The following is a 15,972-nucleotide window of genomic DNA, read 5'->3' as shown; positions in this document are numbered from 1 at the left end:
TGCTTAAGTGCCCACGCGCAGCGGGCCGGTCAGCTTGCGCAACGCGGCAACGACGCTTTGCGCGGTGATGCGGCCGGTCTTGGGATTGGCGGAGGGGATGTTCTGTATTTCCATCGAGAAATTTGCCGAGTCGGACACGACTTCCACGCGGTGCACGTTACGTTCCAGCGACGGGTCGGCCCAGATTTCCAGCGTGGTGCGATCCGGCCCGATGCCGGCCAGCGACACACTGACCGCCACATTCAGGTTGGCGGGAAAACCCGTGGCGGCATCGCGCGGCGAGCCTCGGAAAATCAGGCGGGGTTCGGTGACGTCGTCAAGGCTGATGTTGTTGTCCGTCAGGTAGGGCGCGCCCAACAGCCCGCGCGGGGGCTTGCGGGTGATCATCGTGACCGAATGGATGACGCCTTCGGCGGCGGCCGTGATCGCATCCAGCCCCAGGATGGCGCCGGACGGCACCAGGATCTGCCCGTGATGCTGGCGCGCCACTTCGATCAGGTCTTCATTGGCCAGCAAGGCGCCGGAACTGAGCACCACCAGCTTCTTGCCGGCGCGCAGCACAGGTTCGGCAATGCTGCGAAACACGGCGGCGGGTGCGCATTCAACAACGACGTCGCAATGTTCGTGCAGGGCGTCCAGCGTGGTGAATTTGGGGGCCGCCTGGGTCCAGGCGAAGTCGGGCGCGGCCTTGGGGTCGCGCACAGCAACGGCGGCCAGCGCCAGGCCGGGCAGCCCGGCGTCCAGGGATTGCGCCACGGCCTGGCCGATGGCGCCGAAGCCGGCGATGCCGACGCGGTAGCTGTTCATGGTGAATCCGGAAGGTAGGGCCGCGGCGGACCGCAAGCCGGGCTAAGAAAAAAGAACGCCATCGATACCGATGGCGCAAGATTGCCAGCCACTTTATCCAGCGCCCGGGCGGGCGTCAATGCGTAGCGACCGCAGGCTACCGGCTCAGCCGCCCGACTGTTGTTGCGCGCGCGCCATGTAGTCCACCGTCAGGTTCGACAACGCGCGCACCCCGTTGATCAGGCCGGATTCATCCACGTAAAAGCGCGGCGAGTGGTTCGGCGCGGCCTTGTCCACGTCGGTGCCCTTGGGGGTGACACCCAGGTAGAAGAACATGCCCGGCACCTTCTCTTGATAGAACGAGAAGTCCTCGGACGCGGTGGACTTGGGCTGCAAGCCATAGTTGCCTTCGCCTGCCACGCGCCGCAAGGTCGGGCCCATCTTCTCGGTCAACGCCGGGTTGTTGACGGTGGCGTTGTAGAGTTCCACCACGCGCACATCGGCCTTGGCGCCCGCGCTTTGGGCAATCATGTCGGCGGTGCGCGCGATACGCTGGTGAATGTCCTTCTTCATGCCCTCGTCGTAAGTGCGGATCGTGCCCGTCATGGCCACGCTATCCGGCACGATGTTCATGCGGTTGCCGCCGTGGATGGCGCCCACCGTGATGACGGCCGGCTCCAGCATGCTGTTGATCTGGCGGCTGGGAATGGTCTGCAAACCCAGAATGATCTGCGAGCTGACGACGATAGGGTCGATGCCCGACCACGGGCGCGCGCCATGCGTCTGCTTGCCGGTGACGTCGATCCAGAACTGATCGGCGGCGGCCATGGCCGGACCGCTGCGCCACGACAACCAGCCGGCCGGATACGCGCTGGACACGTGCAAGCCGAAGATGGCGTCCACCTTGGGATTTTCCAGCACGCCTTCCTGCACCATCATCTTGGCGCCCCAGATCTTCTTGCCGTCGGGCTCGAAGTCGGCGGGGCTTTCCTCGGCGGGCTGGAAGATGAATTTCACGCTGCCGGGCAACTGGTCTTTCATGCCGGCCAGCACTTCGGCCGTGGCCATCAGGATGGCGGTGTGGGTGTCGTGGCCGCAGGCGTGCATCACATCCACTTCCTTGCCCAGGTACGTGCCCTTGGCCTTTGATGCAAACGGCACGTCAACTTGTTCCTTGACGGGCAACGCGTCCATGTCGGCGCGCAGCGCGACCACGGGGCCCGGCTTGCCACCCTTGAGCACCGCGACAACGCCCGTGCCCGCCACGCCCGTCTTCACGTCCATGCCTAGCGCGCGCAGGTGGTCCGCCACCAGCTTGGACGTGCGCGTTTCCTGATTGCCCAGTTCGGGGTGCTGATGAATGTCGCGCCGCCACGCGATGAGCTTGTCTTCGATGGCGCGGGCGCGCGTGTCGATCTGTTCGGACAGCGCGGCGTTGGGGGCGGGCGCAAGCGGCCCCTGCGTGCCGGGGGCGCTTTGCGCGGCTGCCGGGCCGCTGATCAGCAGATGGGCGGCCAGGGCCAGCGGCGCCAGCCGGAATCGCATGTTGCGAGACTGCATGGGTGTTCTCCTCGTGGTTGTTAACCTGTTATTGGACAAGGATCTTACCCAAGCGCCACACCGCCGGCGTGTTTGTTACGGATGCTTAAATTCCGGCTGGTTTGATTCCGAAAGGTGAAATTTTCTCCGTGGAGTTTCTGCATTGACGTGTCTACTGCAACTTGATGCCCAGCTCCTTGATCAGCGGCTCCATGTCCGCTCGGTCCGCCTTGATGGTGGCCGCCAGTTCTTCCGGCGTGCTGCCGATTGGGATCATGCCCAGCGTTTCCATCTGCGCGCGCATCGCCGGTTCTTTCAGAATGTCCGCCACCGATTTCTGAATCAGCGCCACACGGTCTTGCGGCACACCGGCGGGCGCCATCAAGCCGATCCAGGGTTGCGGGGCGTAGTCTTTCAAGCCCGACTCCTTCAACGTGGGCGTATCGGGCAGGCCGCCAAAGCGTTCCGGACTGGTGATCGCCAACGCGCGCAAGCGGCCACTGTCGATCAAGCCCTTGGAGCTGGACGGCGCGTCCAGGCCCACGTCCAATTGACCACCTATCAGATCGTTCTGCGTTTTGCCCGACGAGGACGACGGCACGTACAAGGCGCGGATGCCGGCGCGTCGCGCGGTTTGTTCCCAGACCAGATGAAACGCGGTGCCGATGGAAAACGAGCCCACGCCAAGGCTGCGCGTCTTGCTTTCGCGCACGAAGTCGTCCCAGGTCTTAAGCGGACTGTCCTTGGGCACGATGAAGATGAATGGCGTGCGCGCCACCAGCGAAATTGGTTGCAGGTCTTTTTGCGTGTCAAAGGGCAGGCTGTCGACCGCGAAGGGCACGATGGTGACGGACGACGCCACCACCATGCCCAGCGTATAGCCGTCGGGCGCGGACTTGATCAGCGCGCCGGTGCTGATGATGCCGGACGCGCCGGGGCGGTTTTCGACGACGACGGGCTGGCCCCACGCCGCGCCCAGCTTGCTGGCCAGCACGCGCAGCATCACGTCCACCGGGCCGCCGGGCGGGTTGGACACGATGATCTTGACCGGCTTGTCGGGATAGGCGGCTTGCGCGGCCAGCGGCGTCAGCAACGTGAGCATTAGCATCAGTGCCAACGTGCGCATCGGCGCAATGTTCTTAATCATGGAATTCCCCTTGTGTTGTAGGTGTGTACAGAATGTTCGCCGTCAAAGGTCAGGCTTTGGCGTCCGGCATGTGCCATCCGGCGTGTGCCATCCGGCGTGTGACATTTGGCATGTACCCTCCGGCAGTGACATCTGGCACGTGGCGTCGGGCATGTCACATCCGGCAGGTGACATCCGGCAGGTGACATCCGGCAGGTGACATCCGCCGCCCCAAGTCAGCGGTCAGGCAAAGACGTGCAGGTGCGGCGCCATCGGCCAATCGGGTGCGTCGCCGCGTATGAACGCGATCCATGCCTGCTGCGTCTGCGCGGTCAGGCGCTGGGCGTGGGCCGCGTCCAATCCGGCCAGCATCGGCGCGTCGCCGAACGCGGATACCGTGTCGAACACGAAGGGCAGTTCAATGCAGTGGCACGCCATGAAGCGCGCGGTCGGAGCAACGTCGAAACGCGCCAGCCAGGCTTGACGGCCCTGCGTGGCCGCCGCCCGCGCCCACGCGCGTGACGGTGCGCCGAACACTTGATCGCCGATGGGGTCGCCAAAGGCGGCGACGACGTGGTCAGCGTGGCCGATGTGGTCGACGTGGCCAGGCTTGACGTGGTCGAGGTGGCTGGGGTCGACTTGGGCGCAGGCGTGGTCATCCTTCGCCGCCTGCCCTTCGGCCTTTGTTGCAATCGCCACGTACCCGGGAAAGGCCGCCATTTCATTGCGCGTGTACGCCACCAGCACGTCGGCGCGGGACACGGCCCGCTGTAGCGCTGGCGCGATGTCCTCGGGCAGCACGTGCCCGTCCAATACCGGGCAGAACTGGCTGCGGCTGCTGCCTTCGGCCCGCAACACCTCTGCGACCGCAGGCGATTGCTGCGCGGCCAGCAAAGCGGAAACGGGAAGCGCGCGCGCGGCGTCCAGCGACGCTACACCGGCCGCTTCCAGAAAGGCCTGGCCTAACGCCTGCGCCTGTGCCGCCGACCGAAACCCCCGGCCCAGCGCGGCGCTTTGCAAGATAGCGCGCGAGAAGCGCGGCTTGCGCGCCAGCATTGCGCAGATCGACGACGCGCCGGCCGACTGTCCCATCACTGTGACGCGTTCGGGGTCGCCGCCCAGGCCCGTGATGTTGTCAAACACCCAATCGATGGCGGCCTCTTGGTCCAACAGGCCCACGTTCGCGGTCTGACCCGGCACGTACAGCCAGCCCAGCGCGGCCAGCCGGTAGTTGACGGCCACCACCACCAGGTCGCCACGCGCGGCCAGGGCGGACCCGTCATACCAGTCCAGCGCGCCGCCGCCGCTTTGCCAGGCGCCGCCATGCAGCCACACGACGACCGGCCGACGCGCGCCGTCCGCGGCCGGCGTCCATACCGTCAGATGCAAACAGTCTTCGGATTGCGGCGCGTTGAAGTCGCCCATGGCATCGCGCAGGCGCGACGGCAGTTGCGGCGCCACGGGGCCGGGCCGTGTGGCGTTCAGTTCCCCTTGCCAGGTCGCGGTTTCAGGTGGCGCAAAACGCAGCTTGCCCACCGGCGGCCGCGCATAGGGAATGGCGCTGAAGCGGCACACGCCGCCGCGTTCCTGCACACCGGTCAGCGTGCCTGCCGGCAGCGTCGCCTGGACGGTTTGATTCATCGTTGCCCCTGTCTTTTCGTGGTGGCTGTTCATATGGCGCCAAGCTGCCGGCGTCGGGATAGCAGGCCTATGGTAGGGACGAAAGCGGCGCGGCGGACATGCCGGTTTTGAACGAGGCCATGCGAAACCCGCATGGCCGGCCGGGAGGCAAGGGCGGCGTAAAAGGGGCGGCGTGAAAGGGCATGCCGGACCAAAGTCGCCCACCGTCGCGCGGGCCAGAATTGACTCGACCGGGCCAATTCTGGCCCAGTGAACCTCCTTAGGAATCAGGCACTTGCAAAGCTCCGGGCCAGATCTGGCCTGATTTATTGCAGAACAAGCCGGTTTTCGCGAGGAATCCCTGTGTTTTCACGGGGTTTGGCGCGTTTGGCGATAACCAGGTCCATTTCTTCGCCGTTTACCCTGCACCCGAAATCCTAAGTCGCTGAAAGCATTGGGTTTAACCGGACGCCGTGAAAGTTGGCATGGATGTTGCATAGCTGTGGGGACTTATTCCAGGATCCCCATGGCCCATTCATCCGACCTGCGTTTTACCTTCGTGCCCGCCGCCCGTGGCGTGGCGTTCGACGTTATTGAATTCACGCTGGACGAGGCCCTGTCCGAGACCTATCGGCTGGAGCTTGATTTATCCAGCTTCGACCCCGCCATCGACTTTGGCGCGCTGCTGGATCAAACAGCGCTGTTCACGCTATGGCGGCGCGATGTGCCCGTGCGCCACGTGCACGGCATCGTCACCGCCTTCGAGCAAGGCGACACCGGCTTTCGGCGCACGCGCTACCGCGCCGTGGTCGAACCGTCGCTGGCGCGCGCGGCGCTGTGTTCGGACTGGCGCATCTACCAGCAACTGTCCGTGCCGGAAATCCTGGCCGATGTGTTCAAGCGCCATGGCATTACCGACTACGAACAGGTCACCACCCACAACCACCTGGTGCGCGAATACTGCGTGCAGGCCGGCGAAACCGATCTGGATTTCGTGGTGCGCCTGGCCGCTGAAGAAGGCTACTTCCACCGCTACGCCCATACCGAAAATTCCCACCGCCTGATTCACGGCGATCGCATCTACATCCATGGCGAGATCGCAGGCGGGCCGGTCATCTACCACCCCACGCCGGGCGGCGATCAACACCAGCCCGCATTGCATCGTTTCATCTACACCGAACAACTACGCACCGCCCGCCAGACGCAACGCGACTACACCTACACACACCCGCAGTACGACCAGGAACACACGCACGTTGCCACCGACCTGCAACATCAGGACACCCGCTACGAACGCTACGACTATCCCGGCCGCTACAAGCGCGACGAGGCAGGCAAACCCTTCACGCAAAGCCGTCTGCTGGGCCTGCGCCGCGACGCGCGCATGGCACAGGTGCACGGCGACGACGCGCGCCTGATTCCCGGCGTGGCGTTCGACCTGACCGGCCACCCGCGTGATGACTGGAACCACGGTTGGCGCCCGGTGCGCATGCGCCACCATGGCATCCAGCACACCAGCCAGGAAGAAGACGGCGCGGGCGCTGAACAAGGCACGCGCTATGGCTATACCGCCGACATCGTGCCCGACAAGGTCGATTGGAAACCCGAGCCCAGCCGAAAGCCGCTAGTGGACGGCCCGCAGATCGCTAGCGTGGTCGGCCCGCCCAATGAAGAAATCTACTGCGACGAATTCGGCCGCATCAAGGTGCAATTTCCGTGGGACCGGCTTGGCCAGAACAACGAGCACAGCTCGTGCTGGATTCGCGTGTCGCAGAATTGGGCCGGCGCGGGCTGGGGCCACATGGCCATCCCGCGCATTGGCCAGGAAGTCATCGTCAGCTTTCTGGACGGCGATAGCTCGCAGCCGATCGTCACGGGCAGAACGCACCGATCGATCAACCCGCCGCCGTACGAGCTGCCGCGCCACAAAACGCGCATGACCATCAAAAGCCAGACACACAAGGGCGATGGCTATAACGAGCTGCGCTTTGAAGACGAACGGGACCAGGAAGAGATATACGTCCACGCGCAAAAAGACCAGAACATCCACGTCAATCACAACGAGACCACCTTCGTCGGCAACGACCGCAGCGAACAGGTCGAGCATGACGAAACCATCACCATCGGCCACGACCGCGGTGAATCGGTGGGCAGCGATGAACAGGTCCACATCGGCCAGGATCGCCGCCACACCATCGGCCAGGACGACTTCCTGACCATCGACCGCAACCACACCATCGCCACTGGCCGCGACCGCACGGAAGACGTGGGCAACAACCGGCGCGACAAGACGGTGGCCAATCACTGGATTGAAACGGGCGGCCATGTGGAACATAAGGTGCAGGGGCATTTCCAGGTGCATGCAGGCGAGCGGATCGAGGGCAAGACGGTGACGCTGGAGTTGCAGGCCGCGCAAAGCGTGGTGATCAAGGGGCCGGGCGGCACGATCACGATCAACGGCTCCGGCATCACATTGGAAGCGCTTGCCATCAACCTCAAAGGCCCGGTCGCGCAGGCGGGCGGCGGCGGTAATTCTCTGTCGATGTCGGGCGATGTGGTCGAAGGCTTGCTGGACGACTGCATGGAACGCGCCCGGTGACGGTGCGCACGGTGACGTCAGGCAATATGACGGCGGCTACGACGGGGGCAGTCCAGCCTGCGGCACGCATGGTGCCGACAGACCCGGCGACGTCAGGCACGATGGCCGCCCTGCTCGCAGAGCGCCGCGCAGCGGATGACAGCGTCTACCTGTTGTTGAATCCCCTGGCGGACTGCGCGCCGGAGCACGCGTTAAGTCTTGCGTCGTTGACGAAGGCGTCGGGCGCCGATGCGCTAACGACCGTCGCGCGCCCCGACCTGGCACACTCGCCGGAGGCATGCCCGGTGCTGGTCCAACTGGCCGGATGCGGCAACGCGCCCAAGCTCGAACTTTTGGAGCGCGTCGAGCAGCTTGCGCGGGCCGACGCTGCCCGCCGCCGTCGCTACGTGTGCGGCTGCCTGCTCAGTCCCTTGGACGGGCACGCGTTAGCCGTTCACGTGGCCGCGCGCTGCATCGACTTTTCGGCGGATGCCCCGCGCGGAATGTCTCCATGGTTCGAACCGTTGCGGCTGGAACTGCTGGCCGCGTCCATCCACGCTGAAACGCTGGGGCCGCTGATGTGGCCGATACGCACGTGGTTGCTGCCTACCAGTTGGGGATCGCTTGCGATGGTGAGTGGTTTCCAGCGCAGTAAGGGGAATGGTGTGGAAAGTGGCCCGGGGCGCATTGGTGCCGGCATTGGGGTCGGGATTGGAACAACAAGCGCGACGATGACCGGGCCAGCGGCCGGCACCGCCCTTCAGCCGTCCATCCCGCTCCCCGCGCTTGCCAAACAGACTCAACGGGACGCGCCGCTAATTGCACAACTGCTGTCGGCCTGGCGTCGATCGCTGCAATTGCCGTTGTCGTACGCACCGCGTCGCTGGCAAGGTCCCTCGCTATTGCCCCCTCAGGCCGCCGCACAAGCCTTCCGCTGGATACGCCAAGCCCGGCAAGCGGGGCTGACCGATACCCGGGACATCACCGTGCTGGCGTTGCACCAAGCGGCAATACACCCGCGCTTACTCGATTACGAACCGCTGCGACTCGCACTTGCCAGTGCAGCGCCCGGCGGTGCTTCCACCGTGCTGGCCGCCTATGGCGACCATGCCTGGCACCGCATTGCCGCCCATCTTGACCAAGCAGGTTTGCCCACATGACCACCAGCAGCCAATTAGCCATCGCCGCCCAAGAGACGTCGCCCCTGCCGTTGGGCAGCTGCCCCGCCTGCCGGCGCACAGGCATCCCTATCCTGTTGCTGCGCCCCGCCGTCATACCCAAGACGGGGTCGTTGCACGGGCACGGCGCAATCAAGCACCCCGACCTGCAACAGTCGCTGCGCTTGCTGCGTACTGGCTACGTCTACGTGCTGTTGGACCATGAGGTCTGGCAGGCGTACGAAGTCACCGACGCCGGTCACCTGCGTCAATTCGACCCTTACGAGATGGCTAAGGGCCCACCCGCGCTCTTGTCCGAACGCTGCGTCCAGAGCGCGCACGATCTGCCGGCGTCTTTTATCGGTATCGACGTCGATACGTACACGACAGCCTGGGTCGCGTACGCGCAAGACCCGTGGCCCGTGGCTGTGCTGGACGGGTACAAGGCCGGCGCGGGTGCCGCGAAGGCGGCGAGGGCGTCACAGCCGGCAGCGGGCGCCTCACACGGGACGGCACGCGCGGCACATCCAGTCGCTGCTGCCCAACAGGCGACAGCGAACTCGGACCACGCACTGCGCTTTGTCATCCTGGACCTATCCAAGCTGCGTGAAGAGCCCACGGCGGGAGGCGCGGCGCTGGCGCTGGAACACGCCCACCGCATCGATCGACACATAGCAGAGTACAGCCACGGCGTCCGTGATTTTGGCAGCGTCCATGGCTGGCATTCGCGGGTATTGCAGGCTACGGGCATGCGCAATTATCTGAGGCTGATGGAGCTTCAGCACGATCTGGCCAAGGGCGTGCCCGGGCTGATCCTGCCCGACCCGGTGGGCCTGGCGCAGGAACTGAACAACTTCCGTTTGGCCGCCTACACGCAAAAGCGCATGTGGGCGGAAGAGCCGCAGCGGCGCTATGCGTATCTGACCTCGCAATGTCTGCTGGGCATTGAGCAGCTTTACGCCGCCCAGGCCGATGCCGATATACCGGACAGCCCCACCTACATGCTGGACACGATGCCCAGCGAATCCGGCATGGCGCCGATCTTCCGGGATCCGGCCTTGGAGCGCCGCGAACGCATCGCCTACAAGACCGCGCAGCGGATGGATCGGCTGAAGGAACGCTATTGGGAATCTGACCCGCCCTCCGAGCTAGGCCGCAAGGGCCGCGCCAGTTTTCAAGCGAGCTATGACAAGGAGTCCAAACGGCTGGAGGCAATCATCGATGCCTATGGCGAAGACTGGGCACAGGTTGTGCGCGGCGCCGCCTGGAAGCGGGTGGTAGAGCTGGATTACAGCGACACCGATGAACGCTCGCGCCGCCTGCGCCTGCTGATGGTCAGCGCGTGCCTGGACGGCGGCATTACCGATGCGGTGCCTGTGCCGCTTGTCGTTGCGGGTAGCGGCGCTTCGTCGGGCGCCGCCAGCTCGGCTGCGACGGCGAATCAGGCGACTGCCGGACATTCGGGGGCTGCTGCCGATCCCGCCCGCACCGACAATCCGGGCCCCACATCGCAAGCTTGGAAGGAGCTATTGTCCGACCCCCACAGCGCCGTCTATCTGGCGTTGAACGGCCAAGGCGGTGATCTGCAATCCAGCTTTCTGCCCCTGTTCAGTGCAGGCGCTGGGGGCGGGGCCAACGACGCCGCGAAGAAATACTTCGACGCCGTCAAAAACCTGGTCAGCAGCAAAGAGATCGGCGCCTGGCGCGAAGGCTTGGCGGCGGACGCCGCGGACCAACTGCTGGCCGCCGTGCACGGCGCCAGCAGCCGCCTTCACGCCCAGTTAAACGACGCCACGCGCGCGGCCGTCAACGCCGTGCACGTCGGCGGCGCCTGGCTGTACCGTGGCGCGCAAATGACGCAGGTCGTGATCCAACTGACGGTCAGCGAGCTCCTCGCCATTTACGCCGACGAACTGCAACGCGTCGGCGATTCCCTGAACCAAAACACCGGCCGCCGAGTACGCGCTTTCATCTTCGCCGGCCTGATCAGCATTCCGGACCCCGCGTTGCACAAGATACTGGTCAACGTGACGATCTGGATGGAAGGCAGCGCGGAGGATATCGCCCAGAGAATAAAAACAATGAGGACCGGCGCGGCGGACGTGTCCGACGCAGCGCGAGACGCCGCGCACAGCATGCAAGCGGCCATTGATGACGTCACGCACAGTACGCGCGCCATGGCGGGCAGCCTGATGCGAAGACTGTCGATTGGCGTCCATCGCCTGGAAGCCCCGGTAGCCGACCTGCTGATCGGTCTGGAACTGACCGCCGAACAAGCCCGAGAATTCGCCAAGAACGGCTTCATCAGCTTGAAGCGTCTGTCGGTAGGCTCGGGCTACGGCGCGCTATCGCTCGTCAGCCTCTACTTTCTGCACGACAGCGTACAAGCCAGCCTGCAATCCGCTCGAAACGCGGTGGGCGCGGAGCATGCCGAGGCGATGGCTGCGTTGTACGGAGCGGGCATCGGCATGCTAGGCGCGGGTGTCGAGGCGGGCGGGTTGGCGGTCAGTGTGGCAGGCGAGGCGGTCCAGCCGTTTATGCGGAGGATTGCGAATGCGGAGCTGGGGGTGGTCGCGAAGGCGATTGGGTTGGGGAAGGGGTTGGTGAAGGCGGGTGGGGCGATAGCGGCGTTGGGGGGAGTGGCGGATGGGGTTGGGAGCTTTAGGGCTGCGGGGCGTGCCGGTGCGGTGGGGGACGGCGATGCAAGCACGACATACACCATCGCTGGATCGGTCTCATTTGCTGGAGCTGTCTTTAGCTTTATTGGGGCCGCGACTGGGGCCGTATTGTTGGGGCCCCTAGGGATCGGGATTGCGGCCGGGCTTTTGGCATTCACTCTGTTGCAGGCTGCAAAAGCTCAAGAGTCAGACGCCCTGGAGTTATGGGCTCGTCGTTCGTATTTCGGTCAGGCAGAAGCCAACTTCCGATGGCTGAAGGCAGACCAAATGGATGCCGCCATCTCGGAGCTGAATGCCGCACTTATCGGTATGGAGGCGATCCTCGGCTTTCGTTCGATCAAGCGGCCAATGGATGTCGATTCGCTCCTGAAGACCGACATATTGCATATCCAGGCAACGGGCGGCATGGAATCGAGCTCGGAGCTCGGCTATCGAATCGTCCTGCCGGGCTTCGATCCGGAGGTGTCACGCTATGAATTCAAGCTTCTTGTAGAGTGCTTCGGGGTAAACAAAGTCGGACGACATACTCCGGCGACGGTAGAAGGCGTTCTTGAGTCCGTCCATCACAACAGCGTCCTAAGTGCTCTCACTCTCGATGAATTCCGGTGGTTGACGCCTAGAGGCCAGGTGTTGCCGACTAAGGAAGCGCCAATGCTAGCGTGCAATTACTCGCTCGAGCCTTTGCACGGAATCAAGAGTGCCACGGTCAGCATCATCTATTGGTGTGACAAGGACGATCTTTCCGGTTATGCCAGCATCACTCGGACGGAGGTGGCGTGATGGCGCGATCCAAACTCATTCCTTCGTGTGCGGGATGGCAGCGCGATTTGTCGGGCCCAAATGAAAAGCCCGTTGTGACGCCAAGCATCAGGACGGATGCCCCCAATCACGTTGACGACATCTACTTGGAATTATCCAGACGTTCATCCACCATCCGGGGGCTATTGCTGTTCGCGGCGGTCTTAACAGGTTATTGCGCCATCGTTGAGTCGCCAATCGTCCTTTTTAGGGTGATTTTGCGCGCGCTTTCCACTTTTAGTGCATTCCATCTGCTTATGGTTTTAGCCGCGTTGCTCGCCATGGCGTTATGCATCTGGGTCACCGTGCTTGTTTATCGAATCGAGGTGACGCAACCCCGCGACCTCCCCATCCGCTTCAACCGTCTCCGCCGAAAAATCTACGTCTACGGTTTCCACATGGTCTGGTGGAAGCCTTTCTCCCACTGGTACGTCACCACCGCCAGCTACGACTGGGACGACGTTCGCGCGGAAGTCTGGGAGCAATGGGGCGCGTCATCCAGCGGCACGCTGATGATCAAGTGGGGCGTCTCAATCGCCATCGTCAAACCCGGCACGAACGAAGTTATCGAACGTTTCCACCTCAGCACCTACAACCAAGACCTGGACAATCTCTGGGCCTATGTCTGCACCTACATGCAGCAAGGCCCTGACGCCTTGCCGCCGTGCGAGATCGAACCACGCGATGCCAATGACGTGCCGGCATACAACCTGGCGCTGCGTTGGGCGCCGTTGGTTGAATGGCCGGAGGCAATGGATATCGAATCGCGGAGTGCGCCGTGATGGGCGATACCAGATTGAATCAAGCTCGCGAAATAGCCAGGGGCTGATCCCTCCGCTGCTTTACATCTGGCCACGGCCGCACCGCCTTCCTCCACGCCTCACTTCGCGATGCGCGCATCCAGACTGTTATCCGCCAGCGCCTTCGCCTGATCCTGCGTCATGCCCAAATGTTCATGCAGCGCCTGAAAATTCTCGGTCACATACCCGCCGAAATAAGCCGGATCATCCGAATTCACGGTGACCTTCACGCCCGCGTCCAGCAGCGTCAGGATGTTGTGGTCGCGCATGTGTTCGAAGACGCGTAGCCGGGTGTTGGATAGCGGACAGACGGTCAAGGGGATCTGTTCGTCGATCAGCCGCGCGATCAGGTTTGGGTCTTCGGCAGCGCGCACGCCGTGGTCCACGCGCAGCACCTTCAACAGGTCCAGCGCTTCCCAGATGTACTCGGGCGGGCCTTCTTCGCCCGCATGCGCCACGGCGGGCAGCCCTTCGGCGCGCGCGCGGTCGAAGACGCGCTGGAACAAACGGGGCGGGAAACCTTTTTCGCTGCTGTCCAGGCCGACGGCGATGAATGCGTCACGAAAGGGCAGGGCCTGGTCCAGCGTGCGCATGGCTTGCTCTTCGGGCAGGTGGCGCAGGAAGCTCAGGATGAGCCCGCTGGATACGCCCAGCTGCTTGCGGCCGTCTTCCAGTGCGCGGCTGATGCCATCCAGCACGACCTGGAACGGAATGCCGCGATCGGTGTGCGTTTGCGGATCGAAGAAGGGTTCGGTGTGCACCACGTTCTGCTCGCGGCACTTCAACAGGTAGGCCCAGGTCAGGTCGTAGAAGTCCTGCTCGGTGCGCAGCACGTCCGCGCCCATGTAATACAGGTTCAGAAATTCCTGAAGGTTGCCGTAGTTGTAGGCGCCGCGCAGCGCATCGATGTCGGGCCAGGGCAGCGCAACACCGTTGCGTTGCGCCAGCTGGAACAGCAGCTCGGGTTCCAGCGAGCCTTCCAGGTGCAGGTGCAGTTCCGCCTTGGGCAGTGCGTTGAGCCAGTCGTACATGGGTGCTCCGAAAAAAAGGGGCGTGTTCAGAAAATGGGAATCAGCGAAAAGTGCCGGCGTTATAACGAACGATCACGCGGCCAGCGCGATCTCGTCCGCTTCGATGGCCTGCGCCAAATGCGCCGCGAAAGCGCGGGCCTGTCGGGTGCTGGGGCGGTCGCGCCGCCAGATCGCGGCAAGCGGGGACTTCTTGATCGCGGGGCGCGCGGGCAGGACGACCAGTTCGCCGCGTGCCTGGCGCACCGTGGCCACGCTGCCGGGCAGCATCCACAGATAGTGGCCGTCTAGCAGCATTTCGCGGCCAAACTCCAGGGACAGGGCGCCGATCATATCCGGAATCGCCAAACCGGCCTGGCGCAGGGACATTTCCAGCTCGCCTCGGATACGGCTGCCGGGCAACGCGGTGATCCAGGGGTAGGCCACATAGTCAGCCAGCGTCGTGCCTGCCACCCCGGCCAACGGATGGTGCGTGGCGCAACCGAGCACGACGGCGTCTTCCAGCAAGGTGGTGGAACGATAGATCTGCGGGTTGACGGTGGACGAGAATCGGCTGATCAACACGTCCAGCGCGCCCGCGTCCAGGTCTTCGATCAGGCGTTCATGCGTGCCGATCTCGATGGTCAGCGTGATGCGCGGATACGCTTGCCGAAACGAGCGCGCCGCCTGCGCCACCGGCCAGCCGGCAAACATCGAGAAGCAGCCGACGGTCAGGCTGCCTTCGTCGCCGCGCGACACGGCGGCCAGGTCGATCTCTGCCTTGCGAAAATCCGTCAGCAGCAGGCGGGCGTGGCGGCACATCGCCTCGCCCAGCGGCGTGCAAGTGGTGCCCTTGGCCGTGCGCTCGAACAGGCGCGCGCCCACCAGCTCTTCGATCTCGGCGATAGCGCGCGACAAGCCGGATTGCGTGCTGTGCAGCTGCGCCGCCGCTTTGGACAGGTTGCCCAGCTCGGAGACGGTCAGCACGATTTCCAGGTGCCGGATGCGAAGTTTGCCTCGGAACGGTGTCATGGTGCGTGGCCGGTGGAGATGTGCCGATTATTCTCCGCCGCGCACCGCTTGGCAACGGCGGGGCGGGTTTCAGATATAGTTCAGCGCCGATCCCGGCTGGACGCGCGCCAACAATGAATCCATCCATATTTTCCGCCCAACCGCTTGCTGCGCCCTGCGCGAGCCGCGTGCCTTCGCTTGTCCGCATGGGGGCGACAGGCCTGTTGACGTTGACCTTGGCCGCTTGCGGCGTGTCGCGCGTGGATGAAGTGGCCGTCACGTGGCCGTCGTTCAAAAGCGGCGAGCCGGTGGTGCTGGCTTCGGACCCTGTGCAATGCCCAAAACTGGCGGGCACGTATCGCGCCCAGGGCGAATTGCGCGCGGGCGAAGAGAACGGGGCGTTAAAGGACCTGCGTACCTTCTTCCTGTATCCGCTGGACTTGCCCGGCATGCGCGAATCGCTGCTGCCGGAATGGCGGTCGACGGATCAGGCCACCGTGTCACTGGTGGCCGAAGCCCGGGGCTGGAGCGTGCTGGCGCTGGACGGGCAGGGCGCGCACTCCGTCGCTCGGCTGCCGATGCAGGACGGCACGCAGGACATGACGGCCATGCCGGGCGATGCGCGTTTGAACATGCCCGACGGCATTCGGCGCTACACCGGTTGCACCCAGGGCAGGCTATGGGTCAGCGTGCGGCACGATTGGCGCCAGCATGAAGCCATGGGTGTGCGACGCCACGTGGCAATGTTTCGGCCCCAGGACGGCGGCCTGCTGGTGACGGTGCAGCGCGAGTCTGACAGCATCGGCTTGCTGCCGTGGTACTCGAACGAAAGCAGAGTGTCGCAATATTGGTTCGCGCCGGTCCAGCCCTGA

11 protein-coding genes are annotated in these 15,972 nt (G+C 64.2%); 5 read left to right on the top strand and 6 right to left on the bottom strand.

The window, feature by feature from the left end; all coding sequences use genetic code 11:
• Positions 1-3: 3 nt before the first annotated feature.
• The 4 genes from V6F88_RS08250 to V6F88_RS08235 all read right to left on the bottom strand — a co-directional run bounded on the left by V6F88_RS08250 (position 4) and on the right by V6F88_RS08235 (position 5,092).
• Positions 4-807 carry an aspartate dehydrogenase gene (locus V6F88_RS08250; protein ID WP_332608802.1) on the bottom strand — a complete coding sequence of 268 codons (804 nt, stop codon included), beginning with the start codon at positions 805-807 and terminating at the stop codon, positions 4-6.
• 144 nt (positions 808-951) lie between these two features.
• Positions 952-2,346 (bottom strand): amidohydrolase, encoded by a 1,395-nt coding sequence (locus V6F88_RS08245; RefSeq protein WP_332608801.1) that lies wholly within the window; start codon positions 2,344-2,346, stop codon positions 952-954.
• Positions 2,347-2,497: 151 nt separating this feature from the next.
• Complete coding sequence (locus tag V6F88_RS08240) at positions 2,498-3,472, bottom strand: Bug family tripartite tricarboxylate transporter substrate binding protein (protein WP_332608800.1); 975 nt, start codon at positions 3,470-3,472, stop codon at positions 2,498-2,500.
• 222 nt (positions 3,473-3,694) lie between these two features.
• Positions 3,695-5,092, bottom strand: coding sequence for a carboxylesterase/lipase family protein (locus V6F88_RS08235; protein ID WP_332608799.1), 1,398 nt, complete (start codon positions 5,090-5,092; stop codon positions 3,695-3,697).
• A gap of 505 nt (positions 5,093-5,597) precedes the next feature.
• Between V6F88_RS08235 and V6F88_RS08230 the strand changes: the two genes are divergently transcribed.
• The 4 genes from V6F88_RS08230 (at position 5,598) to V6F88_RS08215 (ending at position 13,064) form a co-directional block, all read left to right on the top strand.
• Complete coding sequence (locus V6F88_RS08230) at positions 5,598-7,670, top strand: type VI secretion system Vgr family protein (RefSeq protein ID WP_332608798.1); 2,073 nt, start codon at positions 5,598-5,600, stop codon at positions 7,668-7,670.
• Between the two features lie 101 nt (positions 7,671-7,771).
• The gene (locus V6F88_RS08225; protein ID WP_332608797.1) at positions 7,772-8,809 is read left to right on the top strand and encodes a hypothetical protein; all 1,038 of its coding nucleotides are present in this window, start codon (positions 7,772-7,774) and stop codon (positions 8,807-8,809) included.
• The gene (locus tag V6F88_RS08220; RefSeq protein WP_332608796.1) at positions 8,806-12,264 is read left to right on the top strand and encodes a T6SS effector BTH_I2691 family protein; all 3,459 of its coding nucleotides are present in this window, start codon (positions 8,806-8,808) and stop codon (positions 12,262-12,264) included. The genes V6F88_RS08225 and V6F88_RS08220 overlap by 4 nt, the downstream gene beginning before the upstream one ends.
• The gene (locus V6F88_RS08215) at positions 12,264-13,064 is read left to right on the top strand and encodes a DUF6708 domain-containing protein (RefSeq protein WP_332608795.1); all 801 of its coding nucleotides are present in this window, start codon (positions 12,264-12,266) and stop codon (positions 13,062-13,064) included. The genes V6F88_RS08220 and V6F88_RS08215 overlap by 1 nt, the downstream gene beginning before the upstream one ends.
• 98 nt (positions 13,065-13,162) lie before the next feature.
• Here V6F88_RS08215 and V6F88_RS08210 read toward each other — a convergent pair whose 3' ends face one another.
• Together V6F88_RS08210 and V6F88_RS08205 are read right to left on the bottom strand one after the other, a co-directional pair.
• A complete protein-coding gene (locus V6F88_RS08210; protein ID WP_332608794.1) occupies positions 13,163-14,113 on the bottom strand; it encodes an adenosine deaminase in 951 nt (316 codons plus the stop codon).
• A gap of 72 nt (positions 14,114-14,185) precedes the next feature.
• Positions 14,186-15,121: a LysR family transcriptional regulator gene (locus V6F88_RS08205; RefSeq protein WP_332608793.1), complete on the bottom strand. Its 936-nt coding sequence runs from the start codon at positions 15,119-15,121 to the stop codon at positions 14,186-14,188.
• Between the two features lie 167 nt (positions 15,122-15,288).
• Between V6F88_RS08205 and V6F88_RS08200 the strand changes: the two genes are divergently transcribed.
• Positions 15,289-15,972 carry a hypothetical protein gene (locus V6F88_RS08200; protein WP_332608791.1) on the top strand — a complete coding sequence of 228 codons (684 nt, stop codon included), beginning with the start codon at positions 15,289-15,291 and terminating at the stop codon, positions 15,970-15,972.

Origin of the sequence: Achromobacter sp. ESBL13 (assembly GCF_036668755.1) — a bacterium.
In the GTDB taxonomy this organism is placed as follows: Bacteria; Pseudomonadota; Gammaproteobacteria; order Burkholderiales; family Burkholderiaceae_B; genus Achromobacter.
The sequence above is the reverse complement of the archived record's forward strand: the minus strand, read 5'-3'. Positions and strand labels throughout refer to the sequence as shown.